Origin of the sequence: Rhizobium sp. Nf11,1 (genome assembly GCF_050587665.1) — a bacterium.
GTDB lineage: Bacteria > Pseudomonadota > Alphaproteobacteria > Rhizobiales > Rhizobiaceae > Rhizobium.
Genome location: NZ_JBOBHU010000028.1, coordinates 21,204 through 43,642 on the forward strand (window position 1 = coordinate 21,204; position 22,439 = coordinate 43,642).

Consider the following 22,439-nt stretch of genomic DNA (forward strand, 5'->3'; position numbering starts at 1 on the left):
GTCCTGGCCCGGCCCTCCCAAGCCGGTAACTAAACGGTTACTTGATGGCAGAAGAGCGGCGAGCCTGTCAATAGTCAAATCCTGCTTTCGGTATCAGCGCCGGATCGAGGCGAGCGTGACGTGGACGATATGCCTCTCCCAGGCACTGAGATTGGCCGGCTCGATCAGGTCGCGGCCGAAGATCGTCGAAAGCGTGTACTGGTTGGAAAGGTAGAAATAACCCAGCGAGGCAATCGTCAGATAGACGTGCAGGGGATCGGCGGTCTCGATGAAAACGCCTTGTTTCTTTCCCTGCTCCAGCACTTGGGAAAGCTCGCCGATCAGATGCGAATGCAGCTCCTTGAGCCGGACGGATTGGCGCAGCCACCGGGCGCGGTGCAGGTTTTCGGTGCCGAGCAGGCTCAGGAATTCCGGGTGCTGGAGGAAATAGCGCCAGGTGAAGAGCGCGAGTTCGCCGATGCCTTCCTCCGGGCTGCGGTCGCCGATATGCAGCGCGCGTTCTGCCGTGCGGATTCCGACATAGGCCTCTTCGAGCACCTTGAGGTAGAGCTGCTCCTTGTCGCCGAAATAATGGTAGAGCATGCGTTTGTTGGTGCCGGCGCGTTCGGCGATGGCGTCGACACGGGCTCCGCCCATGCCGTTTTCGGCAAATTCCCGGGTTGCCGCTTCAAGGATCGCGGCGCGTGTCCGCTCCGGATCGCGCTGCGCCGTCCGCTCCGTGGACGGTCGCCGCGCCTGTTTCTTGTCCCTGTTTTCCCCGCTGTCGTTCATCGCTCCACCCTTGTCTTCACGTGTTGCGCTCATAAGCCTTCGGTGCGAAATTGTAAAAACCGAATTTGGAAGGGCGGCTCACTGGAGCGGAATGCTGAAAGCATGATGTCGCCGTGAACCTCCAGCGCTTTCGGCATCATGCTCTGACCGACACCGCTTGACAGGCTTGCCGCTTTGCTCGTAGCTTGTAACCAATTAGTTATTTGCGCAAGCAAAACTAAATTGGAAGCGTGTGGAGGCGCTTCCCTTTGGAGGAGGAAAAAAATGACTCTACGTGTTAGCAGACGTAATTTCGTTGCAGGAAGTGCGGCGCTTCTGTCGCTTTCGGCGCTCGGAACCAGCGCCTTGGCACAGGAAACGCGCCTGCGTCTCCTATGGTGGGGCTCGCAGCCGCGCGCCGACCGCACCAACAAGGTGTCGCAGCTCTATCAATCGAAGAATCCGGGCACCTCGATTACCGGCGAATTCCTTGGCTGGGGCGATTACTGGCCGCGTCTGGCGACCCAGGTTGCCGGCCGCAATGCGCCCGACGTCATTCAGATGGACTATCGCTACATCGTTCAATACGCCCGGCGCGGCGCGCTCGCGCCGCTCGAATCCTACATGCCGGCCAAGCTCAATCTCGACGATTTCGACAAGGCGCAGATCGAAGGCGGCAGCGTCGACGGCCATCTCTACGGCGTCAGCCTGGGCGCCAATTCGGCTGCAACGGTGCTGAACACAACGGCCTTCAAAGAAGCCGGCGTCGATCTGCCGACGCAGGCGACCACCTGGGATGAATTCGCCCGCATGGGTGCGGAAATTACGAAGGCGGGCAAACGCAAGGGCATGTTCGGCCTCGCCGACGGCAGCGGCGGTGAACCGCTGTTCGAAAACTGGCTGCGCCAGCGCGGCAAGGCGCTCTATACCTCCGACGGCAAGATCGCCTTCGACGTGGACGACGCATCGGAATGGTACGACATGTGGGCCAAGTTCCGTGCGGCCGGCGCCTGCGTACCTGCCGATATCCAGGCTCTCGACAAGAATGATATCGAAACCAACACGGTGTCGCTCGGCAAGGCTGCCGCCGGTTTTGCCCATTCCAACCAGTTTGTCGCCTATCAGGCCATGAACAAGGACAAGCTGGCGCTCACCAACTACATGCGCATCAAGTCGGATTCGAAGGGCGGCCATTATCGCAAGCCTTCGATGTTCTTCTCGGTCTCGGCGCAGTCGAAGTCGATCGATCAGGCGGTTGATTACATCAACTTCTTCGTCAAGAACCCCGAGGCTGTGCTGCTACTGGATGTCGAGCGCGGCATTCCGGAATCGGCCGCCATGCGCGAGGTCGTCGCGGCGAAGCTCGATGACAACGGCAAGGTTGCCTTGGCCTATGTCAGCGGCCTTGGCGATCTCGCCGGCAAATTGCCGCCGCCGCCCCCGGCCGGTGCCGGCGAAGGCGAGTTGATGCTGCGCAACATTGCCGAACAGGTCGGTTTCGGACAGCTCTCTCCCTCCGACGGCGGCAAGCAGCTTGTCACTGAAATTACGCAGATTCTCGCACGAGGCTGATCCCGTATGAGCAATGCGATGCGCACGCCCGCAGGGGCCATAACAGTGGAAAGATACCAGGGGGCCGTGGCCGAAGGACGCTTCAGGCGTCTTTGGAATGCCAATGCTCCCGGCTATCTCTTCCTCCTTCCGTGGCTCATCGGCTTTTTCGGGCTGACGCTCGGGCCGGCCCTGATTTCGCTCTACCTCTCCTTCACCGACTTCGACATGCTGCAGTCGCCGCGGTGGGTAGGAATGGCGAATTACGTGCGCATCGCCACGGCGGATCCGAAATTCTCGGCCGCCATGCAGGTCACCCTGACCTATGTCGTCTTTTCGGTGCCGTTCAAGCTCACCTTTGCCTTGCTGGTCGCCATGGCGCTGAACCGCGGCCTGCGCGGTCTGCCTATCTACCGTGCCATCTTCTATCTGCCGTCGCTGCTCGGCGGCAGCGTCGCGATCGCCGTGCTCTGGCGCCAGCTTTTCGCCAGCGACGGCCTCGTCAACGCCGCCCTCGCCCAGATTGGCATCGAAGGGCCGAGCTGGATCTCGCATCCGAACTATTCGATCTATACGCTGGTCGCGCTGTCCGTCTGGCAGTTCGGTTCGCCGATGATCATCTTTCTCGCCGGCCTGCGCCAGATCCCGCAAGACATGTATGAGGCGGCCAGCCTCGACGGCGCCTCGAAATTCCGGCAGTTCTACAAGATCACTCTGCCGCTTCTGACGCCGGTGATCTTCTTCAACGCTGTCGTGCAGACGATCGAAGCCTTCAAGGCCTTCACGCCCGCCTTCATCATATCGGGCGGCACCGGCGGCCCGATCAACTCGACACTGTTCTACACGCTCTACCTCTATCAGGAGGCCTTCGGCAATTTCCGCATGGGCTATGCCTCGGCCCTTGCCTGGATCCTGGTGGTTATCATCGCGATCTTCACCGCCTTCTCCTTCCTGAGCTCGCGTTATTGGGTGCACTACGATGACTGAGATGACCGCTTCCGTGACTGCGGCCAGGCCGCCATCCGATATCACCAAACGCAGCCTGCCCGGGTCGCTCATTGTCCACGCCCTGCTGATCGCCGCTTCGCTGCTCATGGTCTATCCGTTGCTGTGGATGGTTTCGGCTTCGGTCAGGCCGGAAACCGAGATCTTCTCGTCGACTTCGCTCATTCCGTCGTCGATCGATTTTTCGTCTTATGCGCGCGGGTGGGTCGGCCTCGACGTCAGCTTCGGACGATTCTTCTGGAATTCGCTCGTCATCTCGCTGCTGGTCGTGACAGGCAATGTCATCGCCTGCTCGCTGACGGCCTTCGCCTTTGCCAGATTACGTTTTGCCGGCCGGAACTTCTGGTTCGCGATCATGCTCGGCACGCTGATGATCCCCTATCACGTCACGCTGATCCCGCAATATGTGCTCTTCCTCAACCTTGGCTGGGTCAACACCATCCTGCCGCTCGTCGTGCCGAAGTTTCTGGCAAGCGACGCCTTCTTCATCTTCCTGATGGTGCAGTTCTTCCGCGGCATCCCGCGCGAACTCGACGAGGCAGCGATGATGGACGGCTGCAGCGCCTGGCGGATCTATTGGAAGATCATGCTGCCGCTGTCGCTGCCGGTGCTGGCGACGGCCGCGATCTTCTCCTTCATCTGGACCTGGGACGATTTCTTCGGACCTCTGATCTATCTGAACGACATGAACACCTACACGATCCAGCTCGGTCTGCGCACCTTCGTGGATTCCACCAGCGCTTCGGATTGGGGTGGTCTCTTCGCCATGTCGACCCTGACGCTGGTGCCGGTGTTCTTCTTCTTCCTGTTCTTCCAGCGCCTGCTGATCGAAGGCATCGCCACGACCGGCATGAAACGCTGATGGCGGCAATGGAAAAGAGTGACATGAGCATCAAGACCGTCGCGATCGTCGGCTGCGGCATTGGCCGTTCGCATATCGTCGAAGGCTATCTGCCGCATTCCGATAAGTTCAAGGTGGCGGCGATCTGCGATCTGAACGAAGAACGCATGGCTGCCGTCGGCGACGAGTTCGGCATCGAACGCCGCACCACCTCTTTCGAGACGCTGCTGGCCGACGAAACGATCGACATCATCGATATTTGCACCCCTCCCGGCATTCATCTGGAGCAGGTGGTCGCCGCTCTCGGTGCCGGCAAGCATGTCGTCTGCGAAAAGCCGCTGACGGGCTCGCTAGCCGGCGTCGATACGATCATGGAAGCGGAAAAGACCGCCAAAGGCGTGCTGATGCCGATCTTCCAGTACCGCTACGGCGACGGCATCCAGAAGGCCAAACGGATCATCGATGCCGGCATTGCCGGCAAGCCCTATACGGCTTCCGTGGAAACCTTCTGGCTGCGCAAGCCCGAATATTACGCCGTGCCCTGGCGCGGCAAATGGGCGACCGAACTCGGCGGCGTGCTCGTCACCCATGCCCTGCACCTGCACGACATGCTGATGCATCTGATGGGTCCAGCGGCAAGGGTCTTCGGCCGCGTCGCCACCCGCGTCAATGATATCGAGGTCGAGGATTGTGCTTCCGCCAGCCTGCTGATGGAAAACGGCGCCTTCGTCTCGCTGTCCTGCACGCTCGGCTCGCAGGAACAGATCAGCCGGCTGAGACTGCATTTCGAGAATGTCACCTTCGAAAGCACGCACGAACCCTATACGCCGGGCAAGGATCCCTGGAAGATCATCGCCGCCAATGACGACGTTCAGGAAAAGATCGATCGCGTGGTCGGCGACTGGCAGCCCGTTGCGCCGCGCTTCACCACCCAGATGGGTCAGTTCCACGCCTTCCTCAGCGGCACTGGACCCCTGCCGGTGACCACGAAGGATGCGCGCCGTGCGCTCGAACTCGTCACAGCCATCTACCAGTCTTCCGACAGCGGCGCCGAAGTGCCGCTGCCGGTCGGTCCCGACAGTCCGAAATACGCCGATTGGCGCGCAAGAACGAAGTAACCTGCAAAAGAGAGGGGTTTTGAGAAGATGGCAACCAGTGTCGTTCTTCAGAAGGTCGAGAAGCGCTATGGCGCAATGGATGTGATCCATGGCATCGACCTGACGATCGATCCCGGCGAATTCGTCGTTTTCGTCGGCCCCTCGGGCTGCGGCAAATCCACCCTTCTGCGGATGATCGCCGGCCTCGAGGAGATCTCGGGCGGCGCGCTGCTGCTCGACAGCGAGCGCATGAACGAGGTGGCGCCGGCCAAGCGCGGCATCGCCATGGTCTTCCAGTCCTACGCGCTCTATCCCCATATGTCCGTTTACAAGAATCTCGCCTTCGGCCTGGAGACGGCGGGTTACAAGAAGGCCGAGATCCAGCCGAAAGTAAAACGCGCCGCCGAGATCCTGCAGATCGAGAAGCTCCTTGAGCGGAAGCCGAAAGCGCTCTCCGGCGGCCAGCGCCAGCGCGTGGCGATCGGCCGCGCCATCGTGCGCGAGCCACGCATCTTCCTGTTCGACGAACCGCTGTCCAACCTCGATGCCGAACTGCGCGTGCAGATGCGTGTCGAGATCTCCCGCCTGCATCGGCAGCTCGGCAACACGATGATCTACGTCACGCATGATCAGGTCGAGGCCATGACGATGGCAGACAAGATCGTCGTGTTGAATTCAGGCCGCATCGAGCAGGTCGGCGCGCCTCTCGATCTCTACAACAACCCGGCCAACCGTTTCGTCGCAGGATTCATCGGCAGCCCGAAGATGAATTTCCTCAAGGCCCGCATCGAAAAGGTCGGCGAGGCCGAAACCAGCATCCACGTCTGCGGCAACTCCGTCCGCCTGCCGCGCCGGCTGAAAGGCGAGGCCGGTCAGGAGGTCACCTTCGGCATTCGTCCCGAACATCTTTCGCTTACAGAGGGCGCCATCACGCTCTCGACCGTCAATGTCGATCTCGTCGAAAATCTTGGCGGCGCCACCATGCTTTACACTACGACGCCGGATGGGCAGCTCTTGACGATCGCCCTTGACGGCCAGCAGAAGGTCGAGCGGGGCGCCAATGTGAAGACTTTCTTCGATCCCGCCCGCTGCCACGTATTCGACGCCGCCGGTAAAACGATCTGACTCTCGGGAGCGCTCCCGCGAGTCCGGAGGGACGCGTAGCGCCGCCGCCGCTGCTTGACAGCCGATCCTGCTCTGTCCCATCCTTTCGGAAGGGGCCGAAAGGAGGGGGTGAGCATGACGCCTGAGGATAGGATTCATGCGCTTGGCATCTGGCGGGGCTCGATCGAAATATCGCCGATAGCAGGCGGCATCACCAACAGGAACTATCTGGTCAGCGATGCCGTCGCGCGTTGCGTGGTGAGATTGGGCACAGATATTCCGATCCATCACATCAGCCGTCAGAACGAGCTTGCCGCCAGCCGCGCCGCACATGCCGCCGGCCTGTCGCCCGCCGTCATTCACCATTCGCCTGGCGTGCTGGTGCTCGAATATATCGAGGCGAGGGCGCTTGTCCCGGAGGACATCAGGGCGCCTGACATGCTTGCCCGCGTGGTCCCGCTGGTGCGTGCCTGTCACCATGATATCGCCCGGCATTTCCGCGGCCCGGCGATGATCTTCTGGGTCTTCCACGTCATTCGCGATTATGCCGCCAACCTGAAAGCGGCAGGCAGCGCCTACCTTCCCTTGCTTGCGACACTCCTCACCAAGGCCGAGACACTGGAAGAAGCGGCAGGACCTTTCGATATCGCCTTCGGCCACAATGATCTGCTGGCAGCCAATTTTCTCGATGACGGCAAGCGGCTTTGGCTGATCGACTGGGACTATGCCGGCTTCAACACGCCGCTTTTCGATCTTGGTGGATTGGCCTCCAACAACGAACTGCCGGAATCGGCCGAGCGGCTGATGCTGGAAATCTATTTCGACCGGCCGCCAGCCGATGAGCTGATCAGACGATACGCCGCGATGAAATGCGCCTCGCTCCTGCGCGAGACGCTCTGGAGCATGATTTCGGAAATCCATTCCACCATCGATTTCGACTATGCCACCTACACGGCCGAGAATCTCGCGCGTTTCGAGCGCGCCTACCAAGCCTTTGAACGGGACCAATAAATGACGAGACAGTTACCGAAGACGGCAAAGGCCGTGGTCATCGGCGGCGGCATCATCGGCTGCTCGACAGCTTATCATCTCGGCAAGCTCGGCTGGACCGATACCGTCCTGCTCGAACGCAAGAAGCTCACCTCCGGCACCACGTTCCACGCCGCCGGCCTCGTCGGCCAGCTGCGCACGAGCGCCAACATCACCCAGTTGCTCGGTTACTCCGTCGATCTCTACAAGCGGCTGGAGGCGGAAACCGGCCTCGGCACCGGCTGGAAGATGAATGGCGGTCTGCGCCTTGCCTGCAATGAGGAACGCTGGACGGAAGTAAAGCGCCAGGCGACCACGGCTCAATCCTTCGGCCTGGACATGCAGTTGCTGACGCCGCAGGAAGCCTTCGATCTCTGGCCGCTGATGACGATTGACGATCTCGTCGGCGCCGCCTTTCTTCCAACCGACGGTCAGGCCAACCCCTCCGACATCACCCAGGCGTTGGCGAAAGGCGCCCGTATATCGGGCGTCTCGCTTTTCGAGGATACCGAGGTTCTCGATCTCGACATCGACAAGGGAAAGGTCCGTGCCGTCATCACCGCTGAGGGGCGCATCGAATGCGAGCGGGTCGTCGTCTGTGCCGGCCAATGGACGCGCGCCTTCGCCGCCCGCTTCGGCGTCAACGTGCCGCTGGTCTCCGTAGAGCACCAATATATCATCACCGAATCCTTCGGTGTGCCTTCTAACCTGCCGACGCTGCGTGATCCCGATCGGCTCACCTATTACAAGGAGGAGGTTGGCGGCATCGTCATGGGCGGCTATGAGCCGAATCCGATTGGCTGGGCGAAAGATGGGATCCCCGAGGGTTTCCACTACACGCTGCTGGACAGCAATTTTGAGCATTTCGAGCAGATCATGGAGCAGGCGCTCGGCCGTGTTCCGGCGCTGGAGAAAGTCGGCGTCAAGCAGCTCTTGAACGGCCCGGAAAGCTTCACGCCGGATGGCAATTTCATTCTGGGCGAGGCGCCGGAGCTGAAGAATTTCTTCGTCGGCGCCGGCTTCAACGCCTTCGGCATCGCGTCTGCCGGCGGCGCCGGCATGGCGCTTGCCGAATGGGTGACGAAGGGAGAGCCGCCCTATGATCTCTGGCCGGTCGACATTCGCCGTTTTGGACGCCCGCATTTCGATACCGACTGGGTGCGCACCCGCACGCTCGAAGCCTATGGCAAACACTACACCATGGCCTGGCCGTTCGAGGAGCATTCGAGCGGCCGCCCCTGCCGCAAATCGCCGCTCTATGACCGGCTGAAGGCACAGGGCGCCTGTTTCGGCGAGAAGCTCGGCTGGGAGCGGCCGAACTGGTTTGCCGATCTCTTCGCCAATGAAGAGCCACGGGATATGTACAGCTATGGCCGTCAGAACTGGTTCGAGGCCGTCGGCCGCGAGCATAAGGCGGTGCGCGAAGCGGCGGTCATCTTCGACCAGACCTCCTTTGCCAAATTCGTGCTGAAGGGCAGGGATGCCGAGGCAGCACTCTCCTGGATCGCTTCCAACGATGTCGCAAAGCCTGTGGGATCGCTCGTCTACACCCAGATGCTGAACGACAGGGGTGGCATCGAATGCGATCTGACCGTCGCCCGTATCGCCGAGAACGAATATTACATCGTCACCGGCACGGGTTTTGCCACCCACGACTTCGATTGGATCGCACGCAATATTCCGGACGAGATGCATGCCGAACTTGTCGACGTCACGTCAGCTTATTCCGTTCTGTCGCTGATGGGGCCGAATGCGCGAGCGGTGCTCGAAAACGTGACCGGCGCCGATGTCTCCAATGCGGCCTTCCCCTTCGGCCAGGTCAGGACCATCGGCATATCGGGCTGCCCGGTGCGCGCGCTGCGCATTACCTATGTCGGCGAACTCGGCTACGAGCTGCATGTCCCAGTCGAATTTGCCACCACAGTCTATGACGTGCTGATGGCATCAGGCGGCGAATTCGGCCTTGTCAATGCCGGCTATCGCGCCATCGAGAGCTGCCGTCTGGAAAAGGGGTATCGCGCCTGGGGATTCGATATCGGCCCCGATCACACGCCTGTCGAAGCCGGCCTCGGCTGGGCGGTGAAGATCCGCAAGAACATCCCCTTCCGCGGCCGCGGGGCGATCGAGCGGCAGCTGAAGGACGGCGTGAAAAAGCGCCTTGGCTGCTTCGTTCCCGACGATCCCAATACAGTGCTGCTCGGCCGCGAAACCATCTATCGCGACGGCAAGCGTGTCGGCTGGCTCTCGAGCGGCGGCTTCGGTTATACGCTTGGGAAGGCGATCGGCTACGGCTACGTCCGCAATCCCGAGGGGGTGACCGAGGATTTCGTCCTCTCCGGCGTCTATGAGCTCGACGTCGCAAGGGAACGCATTCCCTGCAAGGTGTCGCTGGCGCCGCTCTATGATCCGGAGATGGCGCGCGTGAAGGGCTGACATGAAGTGACGCGAAGAGACGGCGTGCCGTGGGACACCCCCCTCTGCCCTGCCGGGCATCTCCCCCACAAGGGTGGAGATCGGCAAGAGGCGACCGCTCGGTCCCTTTCCAGCAATTCACGGACTGCCAAGCGGTGTTGTTTGGCGAAACCGCTGGGCCCAGCCGATCTCCCCACCTGTGGGGGAGATGCCCGGCAGGGCAGAGGGGGGTGCCAAACGGCAAGCCCTTTGCTGAAAGCCTTCAAGCTCTCAAAACAGCGGCAGCCGGTCGTCCTGGATCAAGATCTCGAGCTTGTCCGAAACATCCTGCGTCCAGGCCCGGAATCTTGTCAAAGCCGACGGGAAGAGGCCGGGCAGGGTGAAGAGCGCCGCCGAAATCGCCGGACCGGTGCGGGGGACATCGGCAATCAGCGCGGCGATTTCCTGAGCGCGGGGATCGCGCAGCTCATAGCGTTCGCCATTGCCGCGCTCGCCCATCGCATAACGCATCCATGCCGCGACGGCGATCGCATAGGTCTCCGCCCTGTCGCCATGGGCTAGCGCCTCGCAAGCCGGCTCCAGCAGGCGCTGCGGCAGTTTTTGCGTGCCGTCCATGGCGATCTGGTAGGTGCGATGCGCGATCGCCTTGTTTGCAAAGCGTGCTATCAATTCCTTGGCGTAATCGTCGAGATTGATGCCCGGCACGGCGTCGAGCGTTCTCGCGGCCGCGTGCATGTGGCGGTAGGCAAGGGCGGCGAGGCCCGCATCATCCATCACGTCGCGAATGAATTCATAGCCGCCGATATAGCCGAGATAGGCAAGCAACGAATGCGCGCCGTTCAGCATCCTAAGCTTCATTTTTTCGTAGGCCGAAACTTCCTCGACCATCAGCGCGCCGCGCACCTTTTCCCAGGCCGGCCGACCATTAGCGAAATGGTCTTCGATGACCCATTGCGTAAAGGGCTCGGTCTCGATCGCTGCCAAGTCGGTGCGGCCCGTCAGCCGCTCGGCATCGGCATAGGTCGCCTCGGTGCTTGCCGGCGTGATACGGTCGACCATCGTCGAGGGGAAGGGGACACTAGTCTCGATCCAGCGATGGAGATCGGCATCGATGCGCGAGGTGAATTCCAGCACGAGGCGTTTCAGTACCGCGCCGTTGCTCGGCAGGTTGTCGCAGCTGAGCGGGGTGAAGGGGGCTATGCCTTTCTGCCTGCGGCGCGCCAGCCCTTCGACGAGATAGCCGATGACGCCGCGCGGCGCATGCCGATTGGCAAGATCGGCGACAATATCGGGATGTTTGAGGTCGAGGCCGCCCGTTGCGGGATCGAAACCATAGGCCTTTTCCGTCACCGTCATGCTGACAATGCGGATGGCAGGATCCTCGAGCCGCGCCAGCAGCCCGGCCGGATCGCGCGGCGCAACATGCGCCTTCAGGATCGAACCGATCACCTCGGCCGTCGTGCCCGATGTATCGCGGATCAGCATCGTATAGAGGCCGTTCTGGGCGGAGAGATTGTCCGCGACATCGGGCGTGCGCAGGCTCGCCACCTCGATACCCCAGTCGCCGCCTGCGGCTGCGAGCGCCGCATCCGTGAAGGGTGCGAAATGGGCGCGGAAGAAGGCGCCCGGGCCGAGATGCAGGATGCCGGCCTTCAGTGCATTCCTGTTATAGGCGGGAAGCTTCGCCGTCGGCGCAAGGCCGGTCACGTTCTGCAGTCTGTCGCTCACAGCTTGTAGGCCTTCTTCGCATTGTCATAGGAGAGTTCGCGCGCCACGAACTCGGCGTCCTTCCCGGAAATCCGGTGCTCGGCGACGAGCCCGGCGAGGAAGCGGCAGACCTCGCGGCGCCAGACGTCATGGCGGGCAGGGATCGACAGCAGCGCGCGCGTATCGTCGTTGAACCCGGCCATATTGGCAAAACCTGCTGTCTCGACCACCTGGTCGAGATAGCGGCGGATGCCGAGCGGGCTGTCATGGAACCACCAGGGCGGGCCAATCATCAGGCAGGGCCAGTGGCCGGCCATCGGCGCGAGCTCCCGGGCATAGGTCGTCTCGTCGAGCGTGAAAAGCAGGATACGCAGGCCCGGCGCATGGCCATATTTGGAAAGCAGCGCATTGAGGCCGCCGACCCAGTCTGTGCGTGTAGGGATATCGGCGCCCATATTGGGGCCGCGGGTGGCAAAGAGCCCGCTGTCGGTATTGCGTCTCGAGCCCGCATGGATCTGCATTACCATGCCGTCCTCGGCCGAAAGACCGGCCATTTCGGTCATCATCTGGCCGCGGAAGAGCTCGGCGTCAACAGCCGAAAGCGGGCCCTTTAACGCCTTGTCGAGCAGCGCCTGCTTTTCGGCAAGCGGCAGATCGGCGGTGAAAGCCGTGGGCACGCCGTGATCGGTCGCCGTTGCGCCGAACTGGCGGAAATAGGCGCGCCGACGCCGATGCGCCTCGATCAGGCCGTCCCAGCGCGTCACATCGGCGCCGGTGATCTCTCCGAATTTGACGAGATTGTCGCGGAAGCCGACGGCATCGGGATCGGTGACGCTGTCCGGCCGGTAAGTGGTCCGGACCTTGCCGATCCAGCCCTCCGCCGCCATTTTCTGGTGATGGACAAGCGGGTCGAGCGCGCCTTCCGTCGTCGCGATCGTTTCGATGCCGAATCGCTGATGCAGCGCCCGCGGGCGGAATTCGGGACGGGCGAGCTGGGCATTGATGTGATCGTAGAGCGCGTCGGCATTATCAGCCGTCAGCGGCTCGGTGCAGCCGAGCACGACTGACATCGCGTGGTCCACCCAGAGGATCGAGGGCGTTCCGCGGAAGAGATGGTAAAGTTTGGCAAAGGTCCGCCAGATGGCACGGCCCTCGGCCACTGGCTTGCCGTCGAGCCTGGGAACGCCGAGTTGGTCCAGGGTGACGCCGACGCTGTGCAGCATGCGGAAGAGATAATGATCGGGAATGACCAGCAGCGAGGCCGCATCTTCGAAGGGCTTGTCGTCGGCGAACCAGGATGGCTCGGTGTGCCCGTGCGGGCTGACGATCGGAAGATTGCGCACTGTCTCGTGGAGGTCCCGCGCGATGGTCCGTGTCGCCGGGTCGGCCGGAAAGAGCCGGTCCGGATGAAGAAAGCCGTTGCCTGCGTCCATCAGTATTCCTCCCTGATGGATTAGGGCCTACCCCACAACATCAGGCACGGCAAGGCCTTTTAGTAACCAAACGGTTCGGTTTCGCGCGTGGGCGCGCCCGCCCTCGAAAGCATTGACGCGGTGGCCTATTTCCGCTTTGGAAAATCATCTGTTCTGCCGGTGCCGGCAAAGGAGGATCAATGTCCGACGACACCAACCGCATCACCCGGCTGGAGGAAATGCTGGCCTATCAGGCAAAGACGATCGAAGAGCTTTCCGATCAACTCGCCGAGCAATGGAAGATCGTCGAGCAGATGCGCACCAAGCTCGACCGGCTGACGGAACGGTTCCTGTCGCTGGAGGAGCAGACGCTGGAAGCCCCGGCGATTACCCGCCCGCCGCATTACTAGCGGCACGCGGCGGAAGCCGCGTACCCGTGAAACGACCGATCAAACGCCGCCAATGCAGAGATATTTCATCTCCAGATAATCGTCGGCGCCGTGGCGCGAGCCCTCGCGGCCGAGGCCCGATTGTTTGATGCCGCCGAAGGGCGCCGTCTCTGACGACATCAGACCGGTATTGATGCCGATCATGCCATATTCCAGCGCTTCCGCCACCCGCCAGACCTTCTTGAGGTCTCCGGCATAGAAATAGGCGGCCAGGCCGAATTCCGTGTCGTTGGCCTGAGCGATGACGTCCTCGGCCGTCTCGAAGCGGAAGAGCGGCGCTACCGGCCCGAAGGTTTCCTCGCGCGCCACCGTCATACCGCGGGTCACGCCGGTCAGCACTGTCGGCGCAAAGAAGGTGCCGGTGCCGTCGAGGCGCTTGCCGCCGGTCAGAACATTGGCGCCCTTGGCAAGCGCGTCGCCGACATGGTCCTCCACCTTGGCGAGCCCCTGCTCGTCGATCAGCGGCCCGATCTCGACACCCGGCTTGAACCCGTCGCCAACCGACATTGCGGCGACTTTGGCGGCGAGCTTGGCGGCAAAGGCGTCATAGACGTTTGATTGGATATAGAGGCGGTTGGCGCAAACGCAGGTCTGCCCTGCATTGCGATATTTGGAGGCGATCGCGCCCTCCACTGCGGCGTCGAGATCAGCATCATCAAAGACGATGAACGGCGCATTGCCGCCGAGCTCCAGGCTCACCTTCTTGATCTGGTCGGCACATTGTCGCATCAGGATACGGCCGACCTCGGTCGAACCGGTGAAGCTGATTTTGCGCACTTTTTCGTTGCCGCAGAGCTCGCGGCCGATCGCCGGGCCATCGAGCCCGACAATGAGATTGAAGACGCCGGCGGGAATGCCGGCCTGTTCGGCGAGCACGGCAAGGGCAATCGCCGTCAGCGGCGTCTGCTCGGCCGGCTTCGACACGACAGTGCAGCCGACGGCAAGCGCCGGCGCGACCTTGCGGGCAATCATCGCCGCCGGGAAATTCCACGGCGTGATCGTGCCGACGACGCCGACCGGCTGCTTGATGACGATCATGCGTTTATCGTTGGAAGGCGCCGGGATCGTCTCCCCGTAAATGCGCTTGGCCTCTTCCGCATACCATTCGATATAGGCGGCGGCATAAAGGATCTCGCCGCGTGCTTCCGGGAAGGGCTTGCCCATTTCGGCCGTCAGGATCGCCGCGAGTTCGTCGGCATTGGCGACGATCAGGTCGAACCATTTGCGCAGGATGACGCTGCGCTCCTTGGCCGGGCGGGTAGCCCAGGCCGGCTGGGCGGCATGGGCCGCATCGATCGCCGTTCGCGTTTCGGCTGCGCCCATATCGGGCAGGGAGGCGAGCAGCTCACCGGTTGCCGGGTTGAGCACGTCGAAAGTTCCAGCAGCATTGCCTGATGTCCAGACGCCGTTGATGTAGCCGGCGTCGCGAAGCAAGGGAGAAGAGAAAGGAACGTGCTTTGTCAGTGCGGTGGTGAAAGCCATGTCATATCCTCATTGGGAATTGAATGCGGTTCCGATGCGGTCACTTGCCCGTGCTTGCTTCCAGCATTGACGTCTCGAGAATGTCGAGCGCCTCGCCAAAGACCTCGTCCTGAATGGTGATCGGCGCGAGGAAGCGGATGACGTTGCCATGGACGCCGCAGGTGAGCAGGATCAGCCCCTTGTCGAGCGCTGTCAGCCGCACCTTGTTGGCGAAGTCAGCACTCGGCAATCCCGTCGTCCGGTCATTGAATTCGACGGCGTTCATGAAGCCGGGTCCGCGAATATCGGCAATCTCCGGCACCTTCTCGCGCAAGGATTCAAGCCGCTGCTTCAGCCGTCCGCCGAGCTGGTTGGCGCGACTGCAGAGGTCTTCGTCCGCGATGACGTCGAGGACGGCATGGGCAGCTGCGATGCCGAGCGGGTTGCCGCCGTATGTGCCGCCGAGCCCGCCCGGTCCCGGCGCGTCCATGACTTCGGCGCGGCCGGTGACGGCAGCAAGTGGGAAGCCGCCGGCAAGGCTTTTCGCCATCGTCGTCAGGTCGGCGGCCACCTCGTGATGATCCATCGCGAACATTCTGCCGGTGCGGGCAAAACCGGTCTGCACCTCGTCAGCGATCAAGAGGATGCCGTGCTGGTCGCAGAGTTCGCGCAGTGCTTTCATGAAGGCCACGGGCGCCGGATAGAAGCCGCCTTCGCCCTGCACCGGCTCGAGGATAATGGCGGCGACGCGCTGCGGATCGACATCGGCGGCGAAGAGTTTCTTCAGCGCTGCGAGCGATTGGTCGACGGAGACGCCGTGAAGTTCTACCGGGAAAGGAACATGGAACACGTCGCCGGGCATCGCGCCGAAGCCGACCTTGTAGGGCACGACCTTGCCGGTCAGCGCCATGCCCATGAAGGTGCGGCCATGGAAACCGCCGCTGAAGGCGATGACGGCCGAGCGGCCGGTTGCCGCGCGTGCAATCTTGACGGCATTCTCGACCGCCTCGGCGCCAGTGGTGACGAAGATCGTCTTCTTCTGGAAATTGCCGGGCAACAGCGCGTTCAACCGTTCGGCAAGGCTGACGTAGTTCTCGTAGGGTACGACCTGATGGCAGGTGTGGGTAAAGTGGTCGAGTTGCTCCTTGACGGCTGCGATAACCCTGGGATGGCGGTGACCGGTGTTGAGCACGGCGATGCCGGCGGCGAAATCGATATAGCGGCGGCCCTCCTTGTCCCAGATTTCGGCATTCTCTGCGCGGTCCGCATAGATCTGGGTGGTCATGCCGACACCGCGCGAAATCGCGGCATTCTTCCGGTCGGTAAGGTGTGTCGCGGTCATCGATCTGCTCCCGTTTGAAGTTTTTGGATTTATCTTACATAAGTTCTGTAAGATGCTCTGGAAATTCCTACATTTTTCCTGCAAGAAAACAAGCGGCATTTTTTGCTTCAAACATCACGCGATTTGATGAATGTTCGCGCAACGAGAATCGGGGTATTGGCTGATGAGTGACAACGGGCCTGTGCGCTACAAGGTGGCGGAGGCCGCGCGGCTGGCGGGCGTCTCCGCCTCGACGTTGCGCCTCTGGGAAAGCCAGGGTCTGGTCGTTCCCGGCCGCTCCGAAACCGGCCATCGCCAATATAGCGCCGACGACGTGGCGCGGCTGAAGCGCATCTCCTGGTATCGGGCCGAGCGCGGTCTCAATCCCGCGGCCATTCGCGAGGCGCTGGAGAGCGAGGAACCTTCCGCCGACGGTGCCGAACCCGGCCAGGATTCCGGCCTCGGCCGTAAATTGCGGAGCCTCCGCCACGCCGCAGGCAAAACGCTTGATCAGGTCGCCGGTGATATCGGCATCACCGCTTCGACGCTCTCGACGCTGGAACGCACCTCGCAAGGCGTCGGATTCAAGACGCTGCACGACCTCGCCGAATATTACGCCACCACCGTCTCCCGCCTCTCCGGCGCGGAAAGCGAGGAGGTGCCGGCAGTGATACGCGCCGGCGAGTGGCGCACCTGGCCGGAAACGACCCCCGGAGTCACGGTGCAGCTGCTTGCCGAAGGCCGAAGGATGATGGATTGCCACCGTTTCGTGCTGGCGCCCGGCGCCGCCAGCGAGGGCGCCTATCGCCACGAAGGCGAGGAATTCATGCATGTCCTGTCCGGCCGGCTGGAACTGGTGCTCGACAGCGACCAGTTCTTCGATCTCGGCCCGGGCGATTCACTGTATTTCGAAAGCCGCCGCTACCATTCCTGGCGCAACCGCCACGATGGCGAAACCGTGCTCCTCTGGATCAACACGCCGCCGACATTCTGAACCAGCCGCAGCAGGAAGCAGTTTCGCAATGTGTGCCTTTGCGCTATAGCGCGAGTGGAGAATATCCGAACGAAAGACAGTCCGATGGCCGCCACCATACGTTACCACGAAGGCGATATTTCCGCGAGCGATGCGGCCCGCTATACCGGCGCGATCGCGATCGATACCGAGACCCTGGGCCTGGTGCCGCGGCGGGATCGTCTCTGCGTCGTCCAGCTTTCTCCGGGCGACGGCACCGCCGACATCATCCGCATTGCCGCCGGCCAGACACAGGCCCCCAATCTCGTCGCTCTGCTCGAAGATCCCACGCACCAGAAGATCTTTCATTACGGCCGCTTCGATATTGCCGTGCTCTTTCATACCTTCGGTGTCACGACCAGCCCGGTTTTCTGCACCAAAATAGCCTCGCGCCTTTGCCGCACTTACACCGATCGCCACGGCCTCAAGGACAATCTAAAGGAGATGCTCGATGTCGACGTCTCCAAGGCGCAGCAATCTTCCGATTGGGCGGCCGAGACACTGTCACCTGCCCAGCTCGAATATGCCGCATCCGACGTGCTTTATCTGCACGCGCTTCGCGACAAGCTGACGGCCCGCCTGATCCGCGACGGCCGCTTCGACCACGCTACGGCCTGCTTCGCATTCCTGCCGACCCGCGCCAAGCTCGACCTTCTCGGCTGGGAAGAGGCCGATATCTTCGCTCACAGCTAAGCGAATTGCCGTCAGTCTCCACTGTCTGCAGCCGCGGATGAACTGATCCGCGGGCGTTAGCGATTGGTTAATCTCTGTTTCTTAATATCCGATTTAATTTTTAGGCATTCGATGGCGCCGCTTGCGTCAGCGGACAGGAGGATCTGCTCGGGATGCAAGGGACCGGATGAGCGCGGTCCTTTCATAGAGCCTGCTTTCATCGTCACTTTACGAAAGGGCATGCCATGTTGACCCCCGTTCGTGCAGCGTCCAATGCAAGCTTTTCATCTCAGGGCCAGACTGCGGCGATCGTTGCTGGCGGTCTTGACCGTTCGGTGATTGCCCCCGCGCCCGTCAACGCGGTCGAAGCCGCCGACCTGAATTCCGCCATTGCCGGCAAGCTCAATATCCTGCTCCTTGCGGCGCGCGAGCGCATGGTCGAAGCCCTTTTCGATGTCATCGATGCGGCCGGCCGTTCCATTTCCCACGATCGCCGTGAAGACGAGACCAATCTGGCCTTCGCCTCTCGGCTTGCCGACGCCATTCAGCGGCTGCCGGCGGCCAGAATCGATGAGGTCGAACGCCAGCTGAATGAGCAAGGTCACAACCTGCCGCTCCGGATGATCGCCGAAGCCCTGAAGAACCCGGCGGGGCCTGAGGCGGCGCGTATCATCGCCTATCTGGAAATGGTGCGTTACAAGGATCGCGATCTTGCCGCCCGTGCCGTTGTCCGCTCCTATGGCCAGAACGACGCGTCTCCGATGCGTGCCGAAGCCCGGCCCGAGATCCAGCTGCATGAAGACAGCCTGCCCGCCACGATGCGCCAGCCGGCGGAAAAGCGAACCGAACCAGCCGGCAAATTGTTCGAGACCGCCCTGCTTGCGGCAACCGAGGAAGCGGTGACCGTCGCAACCGTGGAAGCCGCTGATCCTGAAATTTCGCAGTCTGAAAGCCGGATTCGCTCCGCTTCGGCGACAAAAGCAGAGGTTGCCCCGAAGGTCGAAGCTCGGCAATCGGCGCCGGCGGAGCCAGGTGACGACACGGCCGAGGTGACGGAACTGCCGGTCATTCAGCCTCGCGCAACGTCGCAAAAAGCCGATCCTGTCATTCCCCGGAACTGGACGGGAATCGTCGCCTCGATGACCGAAGAGGTTTCCGAGATGATCGTCACCATCATCCGCGAACAGGACTCGGAAAACGTGCTGGAGGATGGTGCTGTCGAGGCGGCGGTGGAGATCGATGTCATTCTCGACGAAGCCGTCATCAGCGAAGCGAATGAGACCTTGACGAGACAGCCGGCAGATCTGGTCGCCGACGCTCGACAGTCCGCAACGCTCCACCCGTCGCAGATGGAAACCGGAGCCACGGCTGCCGCCGCCCGACAGTCGAAAGAAATCGCCGCACAGCCGCAACCGATGCCGCTTCCCGAAATGGCCGAGGCCTCTTATGTGCCGCTCGCGGCCAGGGTGCCGGAGGGCTTTGCCTATGCCCAGCTGCCCTATCAGTTCGCCAAGGATACGCCGTCGAACGAAAAGGCCGGTGAAACCAGTCACCAGCATCACCATCACCAGGACGGTGCGCCGCAGGACGAGCAGCAGGCGAAATCCGGCGGTGAGGATGCCGAGCCCGATGCTGACGGGGCGGAAGCGGCACCCGAGCGCAGGACGCCAAGGATGATCGATGCCGAGCCGTCGGCGTATCGGCCCGACACGGCAGCCGATCCGGTCTACGCGCTCTATCAGCGCATGGTCGGCTGGGAATAGCGGCTTTCATTACCTGAAAATAAAAAACCCGCCGGATCGCTCCGGCGGGTTCCATATTCAGACGTGACTGCGAGGCTTATTCGCCGCCGCGGTTCTTCAGGGCTGCGCCCAGGATGTCGCCGAGCGAAGCGCCCGAGTCGGACGAACCGAACTGAGCGACAGCTTCCTTCTCTTCCGCAATCTCCAGAGCCTTGATGGACAGCATGATCTTGCGGTCCTTCTTGGAGAAGTTGGTGACGCGGGCGTCGACAATCTGGCCGACGGAGAAGCGCTCAGGGCGCTGCTCGTCGCGGTCGCGGGCGAGATCGGCACGACGGATGAAGGAAGTGATATCCTCGTGATTGACGAGCTTCACTTCGATGCCGCCGTCGTTGATGGCGATGACTTCGCAGGAAACAACTGCGTTCTTGCGCAGGTCGCCCGAAGCTGCTGCTTCACCAACCGAGTCCTTGCCGAGCTGCTTGATGCCAAGCGAGATGCGTTCCTTCTCGACATCGACGTCGAGAACGACAGCCTTGACGACGTCACCCTTGTTGTACTCTTCGATGACCTGCTCGCCCGGACGATTCCAGTCGAGGTCGGAGAGGTGCACCATGCCGTCGACATCGCCGTCGAGGCCGATGAACAGGCCGAATTCGGTCTTGTTCTTGACTTCGCCTTCGACTTCAGTGCCGGCCGGATGGCTGCGGGCGAATGCTGCCCACGGGTTTTCCAGCGTCTGCTTGAGGCCAAGCGAAATACGGCGCTTGGACGGATCGACTTCGAGAACGACGACTTCGACTTCCTGGCTCGTGGACAGGATCTTGCCGGGGTGAACGTTCTTCTTGGTCCAGGACATTTCCGAGATGTGGATCAGGCCTTCGATGCCCGGCTCCAACTCGACGAACGCACCGTAATCGGTAATGTTCGTGACGGTACCGGAAATCTTCTTGCCTTCCGGATACTTCGCCTGGATGCCATCCCACGGATCGCTCTCGAGCTGCTTCATGCCGAGCGAGATGCGGTGGGTTTCCTGGTTGATACGGATGATCTGAACCTTGACCTGCTGGCCGATGTTCAGGATTTCCGACGGATGGTTCACACGGCGCCATGCCATGTCGGTGACGTGCAGCAGGCCGTCGATGCCGCCGAGGTCGACGAACGCACCGTAATCGGTGATGTTCTTGACGACGCCGTCAACAACCTGGCCTTCTTCGAGGTTCTGAACGATTTCAGAACGCTGCTCGGCACGGGACTCTTCCAGAACCGTACGGCGCGAAACCACGATGTTGCCGCGGCGCTTGTCCATCTTGAGGATTTCGAAGGGCTGCGGGTTGTGCATCAGCGGCGTGACATCGCGGATCGGGCGGATGTCGACCTGCGAACGCGGCAGGAAGGCAATTGCACCGTCGAGGTCGACGGTGAAGCCGCCCTTGACCTGGTTGAAGATCACGCCTTCGACGCGCTCGCCGGCTTCGAACTTGGCTTCGAGCTTGATCCAGCTTTCTTCGCGGCGAGCCTTCTCGCGCGACAGAACGGCTTCACCAAGCGCGTTTTCGATGCGCTCGACATAGACTTCGACTTCGTCGCCGACCTTCAGCGAACCGTCCTTGGCGCGTGCGCCGAATTCCTTGAGCGCGATGCGGCCTTCGACCTTGAGGCCGACGTCGACAACTGCGACATCCTTTTCGATGCCCGTGACGATACCCTTGGTGACATAGCCTTCAGCCAGATCGTTCTTGGCAAAGGACTCTTCGAGAAGGGCCGCGAAATCCTCGCGAGAGGGAGTTGCTACTGACATAAAATCTCCTGCGTGGCCTTCGATAGCTTCAAGGCCCACGTATGCGCCGGTTGGTTCGAGTTGAATGGGCCTGAACCCAGTCCGCCCTCTTTCACGAAGGCAATCCGGCGCTTGGACGGAATTTCAGGCTGCATTAAAGCGATCCATGCGTCTGAGCATGCAAAATCGCTTGAATTTAGGCATTTCGGCTCAAGACCGCATCGATGATCGATTGAGCGGCTTGGAACGCGGCCTCTATACTCATTTCCGACGTATCAAGCAAGTGCGCATCATCGGCTGGTTTCAAAGGGCTGTCGGCCCGTCCCATGTCGCGTTCGTCGCGCCGCTTGACGTCCTCGAAAATCGCATCGAAATCCGCCGTCGCCCCCTTGCCGAGGATCTCATCGTAACGCCGTCTGGCGCGCACCTCCGGCGACGCCGTCACATAGAGCTTGACCGGCGCATCCGGGCAGACGACCGTGCCGATATCGCGTCCGTCGAGCACCGTGCCCGGCGTCTTTGCCGCAAACCGACGCTGCGCCTCGACCAGGGCCCGGCGCACCGCCGGCATGACAGCGATTTTCGAGGCGGCTTCGCCGATCTCGTGTCGGGAAAGTATATCGCGATCCAGCCCGGCAAGTTCAACCTCCCGCGCGATCTTTTCCGCCACCGCCTCGTCGTCGAGCGGCAGGCCGGCATCGAGCAGCGCCTTGGCGGTCGCGCGGTAAGTCAGGCCCGTGTCGAGATGGTGAAAGCCGTATCGTTCAGCGATAAGACGCGAAAGCGTCCCCTTGCCGGCCGCCGCCGGACCGTCGATGGCGATGGTGAAACTCTTTGTTGCCATGGGGATCAATCCTGCAATGATGCGCCGCGAGGCGCCGAAGGGGTCATCCTGCGCGGATGGGGCTGGAACAGCTGGAAGCTGGCGGCGGGCTGCGGCGCAGAGCCATGCATCGCGTAATCCTCTGTAACTGCAGCGCATTTCTTCCGAAGCGTCGGCCTGGCCGGCTGCTGCCTTCGCCCGCTTCTTCTACCGCCGCGGCTCGTTACCACAAACGCCGTCAGCGGTCATCCGCCAGCCGGCGAAAACGGCC

The 22,439-nt window shown here is 61.8% G+C and carries 18 protein-coding genes; 11 read left to right on the forward strand and 7 right to left on the reverse strand.

Annotated elements, in window-relative coordinates:
• Positions 1 to 93: 93 nt before the first annotated feature.
• Positions 94 to 771 (reverse strand): TetR/AcrR family transcriptional regulator, encoded by a 678-nt coding sequence (locus tag ACQ7C1_RS28160; RefSeq protein ID WP_430960683.1) that lies wholly within the window; start codon positions 769 to 771, stop codon positions 94 to 96.
• A 264-nt stretch (positions 772 to 1,035) separates the two neighbouring features.
• On the opposite strand from ACQ7C1_RS28160, the gene ACQ7C1_RS28165 reads away from it, so the two are divergent.
• The 7 genes from ACQ7C1_RS28165 to ACQ7C1_RS28195 all read left to right on the forward strand — a co-directional run bounded on the left by ACQ7C1_RS28165 (position 1,036) and on the right by ACQ7C1_RS28195 (position 9,810).
• Positions 1,036 to 2,322 carry an ABC transporter substrate-binding protein gene (locus ACQ7C1_RS28165; protein ID WP_430960647.1) on the forward strand — a complete coding sequence of 429 codons (1,287 nt, stop codon included), beginning with the start codon at positions 1,036 to 1,038 and terminating at the stop codon, positions 2,320 to 2,322.
• Positions 2,323 to 2,328: 6 nt separating this feature from the next.
• Positions 2,329 to 3,288: a carbohydrate ABC transporter permease gene (locus ACQ7C1_RS28170; RefSeq protein WP_430960648.1), complete on the forward strand. Its 960-nt coding sequence runs from the start codon at positions 2,329 to 2,331 to the stop codon at positions 3,286 to 3,288.
• Entirely contained in the window at positions 3,281 to 4,168 is an 888-nt protein-coding gene (locus ACQ7C1_RS28175) for a carbohydrate ABC transporter permease (RefSeq protein WP_088396864.1), read from the forward strand. The genes ACQ7C1_RS28170 and ACQ7C1_RS28175 overlap by 8 nt, the downstream gene beginning before the upstream one ends.
• Complete coding sequence (locus tag ACQ7C1_RS28180; protein WP_221113860.1) at positions 4,168 to 5,265, forward strand: Gfo/Idh/MocA family protein; 1,098 nt, start codon at positions 4,168 to 4,170, stop codon at positions 5,263 to 5,265. Before ACQ7C1_RS28175 ends, ACQ7C1_RS28180 begins: the two co-directional genes overlap by 1 nt.
• 27 nt (positions 5,266 to 5,292) lie before the next feature.
• Positions 5,293 to 6,369 carry an ABC transporter ATP-binding protein gene (locus tag ACQ7C1_RS28185; RefSeq protein ID WP_430960649.1) on the forward strand — a complete coding sequence of 359 codons (1,077 nt, stop codon included), beginning with the start codon at positions 5,293 to 5,295 and terminating at the stop codon, positions 6,367 to 6,369.
• Between the two features lie 114 nt (positions 6,370 to 6,483).
• On the forward strand, positions 6,484 to 7,359 hold the full coding sequence (locus ACQ7C1_RS28190) for a phosphotransferase (protein ID WP_430960650.1): 876 nt from the start codon (positions 6,484 to 6,486) through the stop codon (positions 7,357 to 7,359).
• A complete protein-coding gene (locus tag ACQ7C1_RS28195) occupies positions 7,360 to 9,810 on the forward strand; it encodes a GcvT family protein (RefSeq protein WP_430960651.1) in 2,451 nt (816 codons plus the stop codon). It begins immediately after the preceding gene.
• A 249-nt stretch (positions 9,811 to 10,059) separates the two neighbouring features.
• On the opposite strand, the gene ACQ7C1_RS28200 is transcribed toward ACQ7C1_RS28195, so the two are convergent.
• Both ACQ7C1_RS28200 and uxaC read right to left on the reverse strand, forming a co-directional pair.
• Complete coding sequence (locus ACQ7C1_RS28200; RefSeq protein WP_430960652.1) at positions 10,060 to 11,517, reverse strand: mannitol dehydrogenase family protein; 1,458 nt, start codon at positions 11,515 to 11,517, stop codon at positions 10,060 to 10,062.
• The gene (gene uxaC, locus ACQ7C1_RS28205) at positions 11,514 to 12,929 is read right to left on the reverse strand and encodes a glucuronate isomerase (RefSeq protein WP_430960653.1); all 1,416 of its coding nucleotides are present in this window, start codon (positions 12,927 to 12,929) and stop codon (positions 11,514 to 11,516) included. The genes ACQ7C1_RS28200 and uxaC overlap by 4 nt, the downstream gene beginning before the upstream one ends.
• A 179-nt stretch (positions 12,930 to 13,108) precedes the next feature.
• On the opposite strand from uxaC, the gene ACQ7C1_RS28210 reads away from it, so the two are divergent.
• Positions 13,109 to 13,318, forward strand: a complete 210-nt coding sequence (locus tag ACQ7C1_RS28210; protein WP_430960654.1) for a SlyX family protein — start codon at positions 13,109 to 13,111, stop codon at positions 13,316 to 13,318.
• A gap of 39 nt (positions 13,319 to 13,357) precedes the next feature.
• Here the strand turns inward: ACQ7C1_RS28210 and ACQ7C1_RS28215 are convergent, their stop codons facing one another.
• Complete coding sequence (locus tag ACQ7C1_RS28215) at positions 13,358 to 14,839, reverse strand: NAD-dependent succinate-semialdehyde dehydrogenase (RefSeq protein ID WP_430960655.1); 1,482 nt, start codon at positions 14,837 to 14,839, stop codon at positions 13,358 to 13,360.
• 40 nt (positions 14,840 to 14,879) lie between these two features.
• Complete coding sequence (locus ACQ7C1_RS28220) at positions 14,880 to 16,160, reverse strand: 4-aminobutyrate--2-oxoglutarate transaminase (RefSeq protein ID WP_430960656.1); 1,281 nt, start codon at positions 16,158 to 16,160, stop codon at positions 14,880 to 14,882.
• Between the two features lie 163 nt (positions 16,161 to 16,323).
• Between ACQ7C1_RS28220 and ACQ7C1_RS28225 the strand changes: the two genes are divergently transcribed.
• The 3 genes from ACQ7C1_RS28225 (at position 16,324) to ACQ7C1_RS28235 (ending at position 19,586) form a co-directional block, all read left to right on the forward strand.
• Complete coding sequence (locus ACQ7C1_RS28225) at positions 16,324 to 17,133, forward strand: MerR family transcriptional regulator (protein ID WP_430960657.1); 810 nt, start codon at positions 16,324 to 16,326, stop codon at positions 17,131 to 17,133.
• Between the two features lie 84 nt (positions 17,134 to 17,217).
• Positions 17,218 to 17,844, forward strand: a complete 627-nt coding sequence (locus ACQ7C1_RS28230; RefSeq protein WP_430960658.1) for a ribonuclease D — start codon at positions 17,218 to 17,220, stop codon at positions 17,842 to 17,844.
• 224 nt (positions 17,845 to 18,068) lie between these two features.
• Entirely contained in the window at positions 18,069 to 19,586 is a 1,518-nt protein-coding gene (locus tag ACQ7C1_RS28235; RefSeq protein WP_430960659.1) for a hypothetical protein, read from the forward strand.
• A 76-nt stretch (positions 19,587 to 19,662) separates the two neighbouring features.
• Here the strand turns inward: ACQ7C1_RS28235 and rpsA are convergent, their stop codons facing one another.
• Complete coding sequence (gene rpsA / locus ACQ7C1_RS28240; RefSeq protein ID WP_221113867.1) at positions 19,663 to 21,366, reverse strand: 30S ribosomal protein S1; 1,704 nt, start codon at positions 21,364 to 21,366, stop codon at positions 19,663 to 19,665.
• 175 nt (positions 21,367 to 21,541) lie between these two features.
• Entirely contained in the window at positions 21,542 to 22,189 is a 648-nt protein-coding gene (gene cmk / locus ACQ7C1_RS28245; RefSeq protein ID WP_430960660.1) for a (d)CMP kinase, read from the reverse strand.
• Positions 22,190 to 22,439 lie beyond the last annotated feature (250 nt).

Excerpts from the sequence above, each read along its gene's own strand:
- ACQ7C1_RS28160 (WP_430960683.1), bottom strand. The coding sequence starts at position 771 with ATGAACGACAGCGGGGAAAACAGGGACAAGAAACAGGCGCGGCGACCG.
- ACQ7C1_RS28165 (WP_430960647.1), top strand. The coding sequence starts at position 1,036 with ATGACTCTACGTGTTAGCAGACGTAATTTCGTTGCAGGAAGTGCGGCG.
- ACQ7C1_RS28170 (WP_430960648.1), top strand. The coding sequence starts at position 2,329 with ATGAGCAATGCGATGCGCACGCCCGCAGGGGCCATAACAGTGGAAAGA.
- ACQ7C1_RS28175 (WP_088396864.1), top strand. The coding sequence starts at position 3,281 with ATGACTGAGATGACCGCTTCCGTGACTGCGGCCAGGCCGCCATCCGAT.
- ACQ7C1_RS28180 (WP_221113860.1), top strand. The coding sequence starts at position 4,168 with ATGGCGGCAATGGAAAAGAGTGACATGAGCATCAAGACCGTCGCGATC.
- ACQ7C1_RS28185 (WP_430960649.1), top strand. The coding sequence starts at position 5,293 with ATGGCAACCAGTGTCGTTCTTCAGAAGGTCGAGAAGCGCTATGGCGCA.
- ACQ7C1_RS28190 (WP_430960650.1), top strand. The coding sequence starts at position 6,484 with ATGACGCCTGAGGATAGGATTCATGCGCTTGGCATCTGGCGGGGCTCG.
- ACQ7C1_RS28195 (WP_430960651.1), top strand. The coding sequence starts at position 7,360 with ATGACGAGACAGTTACCGAAGACGGCAAAGGCCGTGGTCATCGGCGGC.
- uxaC (WP_430960653.1), bottom strand. The coding sequence starts at position 12,929 with ATGGACGCAGGCAACGGCTTTCTTCATCCGGACCGGCTCTTTCCGGCC.
- ACQ7C1_RS28210 (WP_430960654.1), top strand. The coding sequence starts at position 13,109 with ATGTCCGACGACACCAACCGCATCACCCGGCTGGAGGAAATGCTGGCC.
- ACQ7C1_RS28215 (WP_430960655.1), bottom strand. The coding sequence starts at position 14,839 with ATGGCTTTCACCACCGCACTGACAAAGCACGTTCCTTTCTCTTCTCCC.
- ACQ7C1_RS28220 (WP_430960656.1), bottom strand. The coding sequence starts at position 16,160 with ATGACCGCGACACACCTTACCGACCGGAAGAATGCCGCGATTTCGCGC.
- ACQ7C1_RS28225 (WP_430960657.1), top strand. The coding sequence starts at position 16,324 with ATGAGTGACAACGGGCCTGTGCGCTACAAGGTGGCGGAGGCCGCGCGG.
- ACQ7C1_RS28230 (WP_430960658.1), top strand. The coding sequence starts at position 17,218 with ATGGCCGCCACCATACGTTACCACGAAGGCGATATTTCCGCGAGCGAT.
- ACQ7C1_RS28235 (WP_430960659.1), top strand. The coding sequence starts at position 18,069 with ATGTTGACCCCCGTTCGTGCAGCGTCCAATGCAAGCTTTTCATCTCAG.
- rpsA (WP_221113867.1), bottom strand. The coding sequence starts at position 21,366 with ATGTCAGTAGCAACTCCCTCTCGCGAGGATTTCGCGGCCCTTCTCGAA.
- cmk (WP_430960660.1), bottom strand. The coding sequence starts at position 22,189 with ATGGCAACAAAGAGTTTCACCATCGCCATCGACGGTCCGGCGGCGGCC.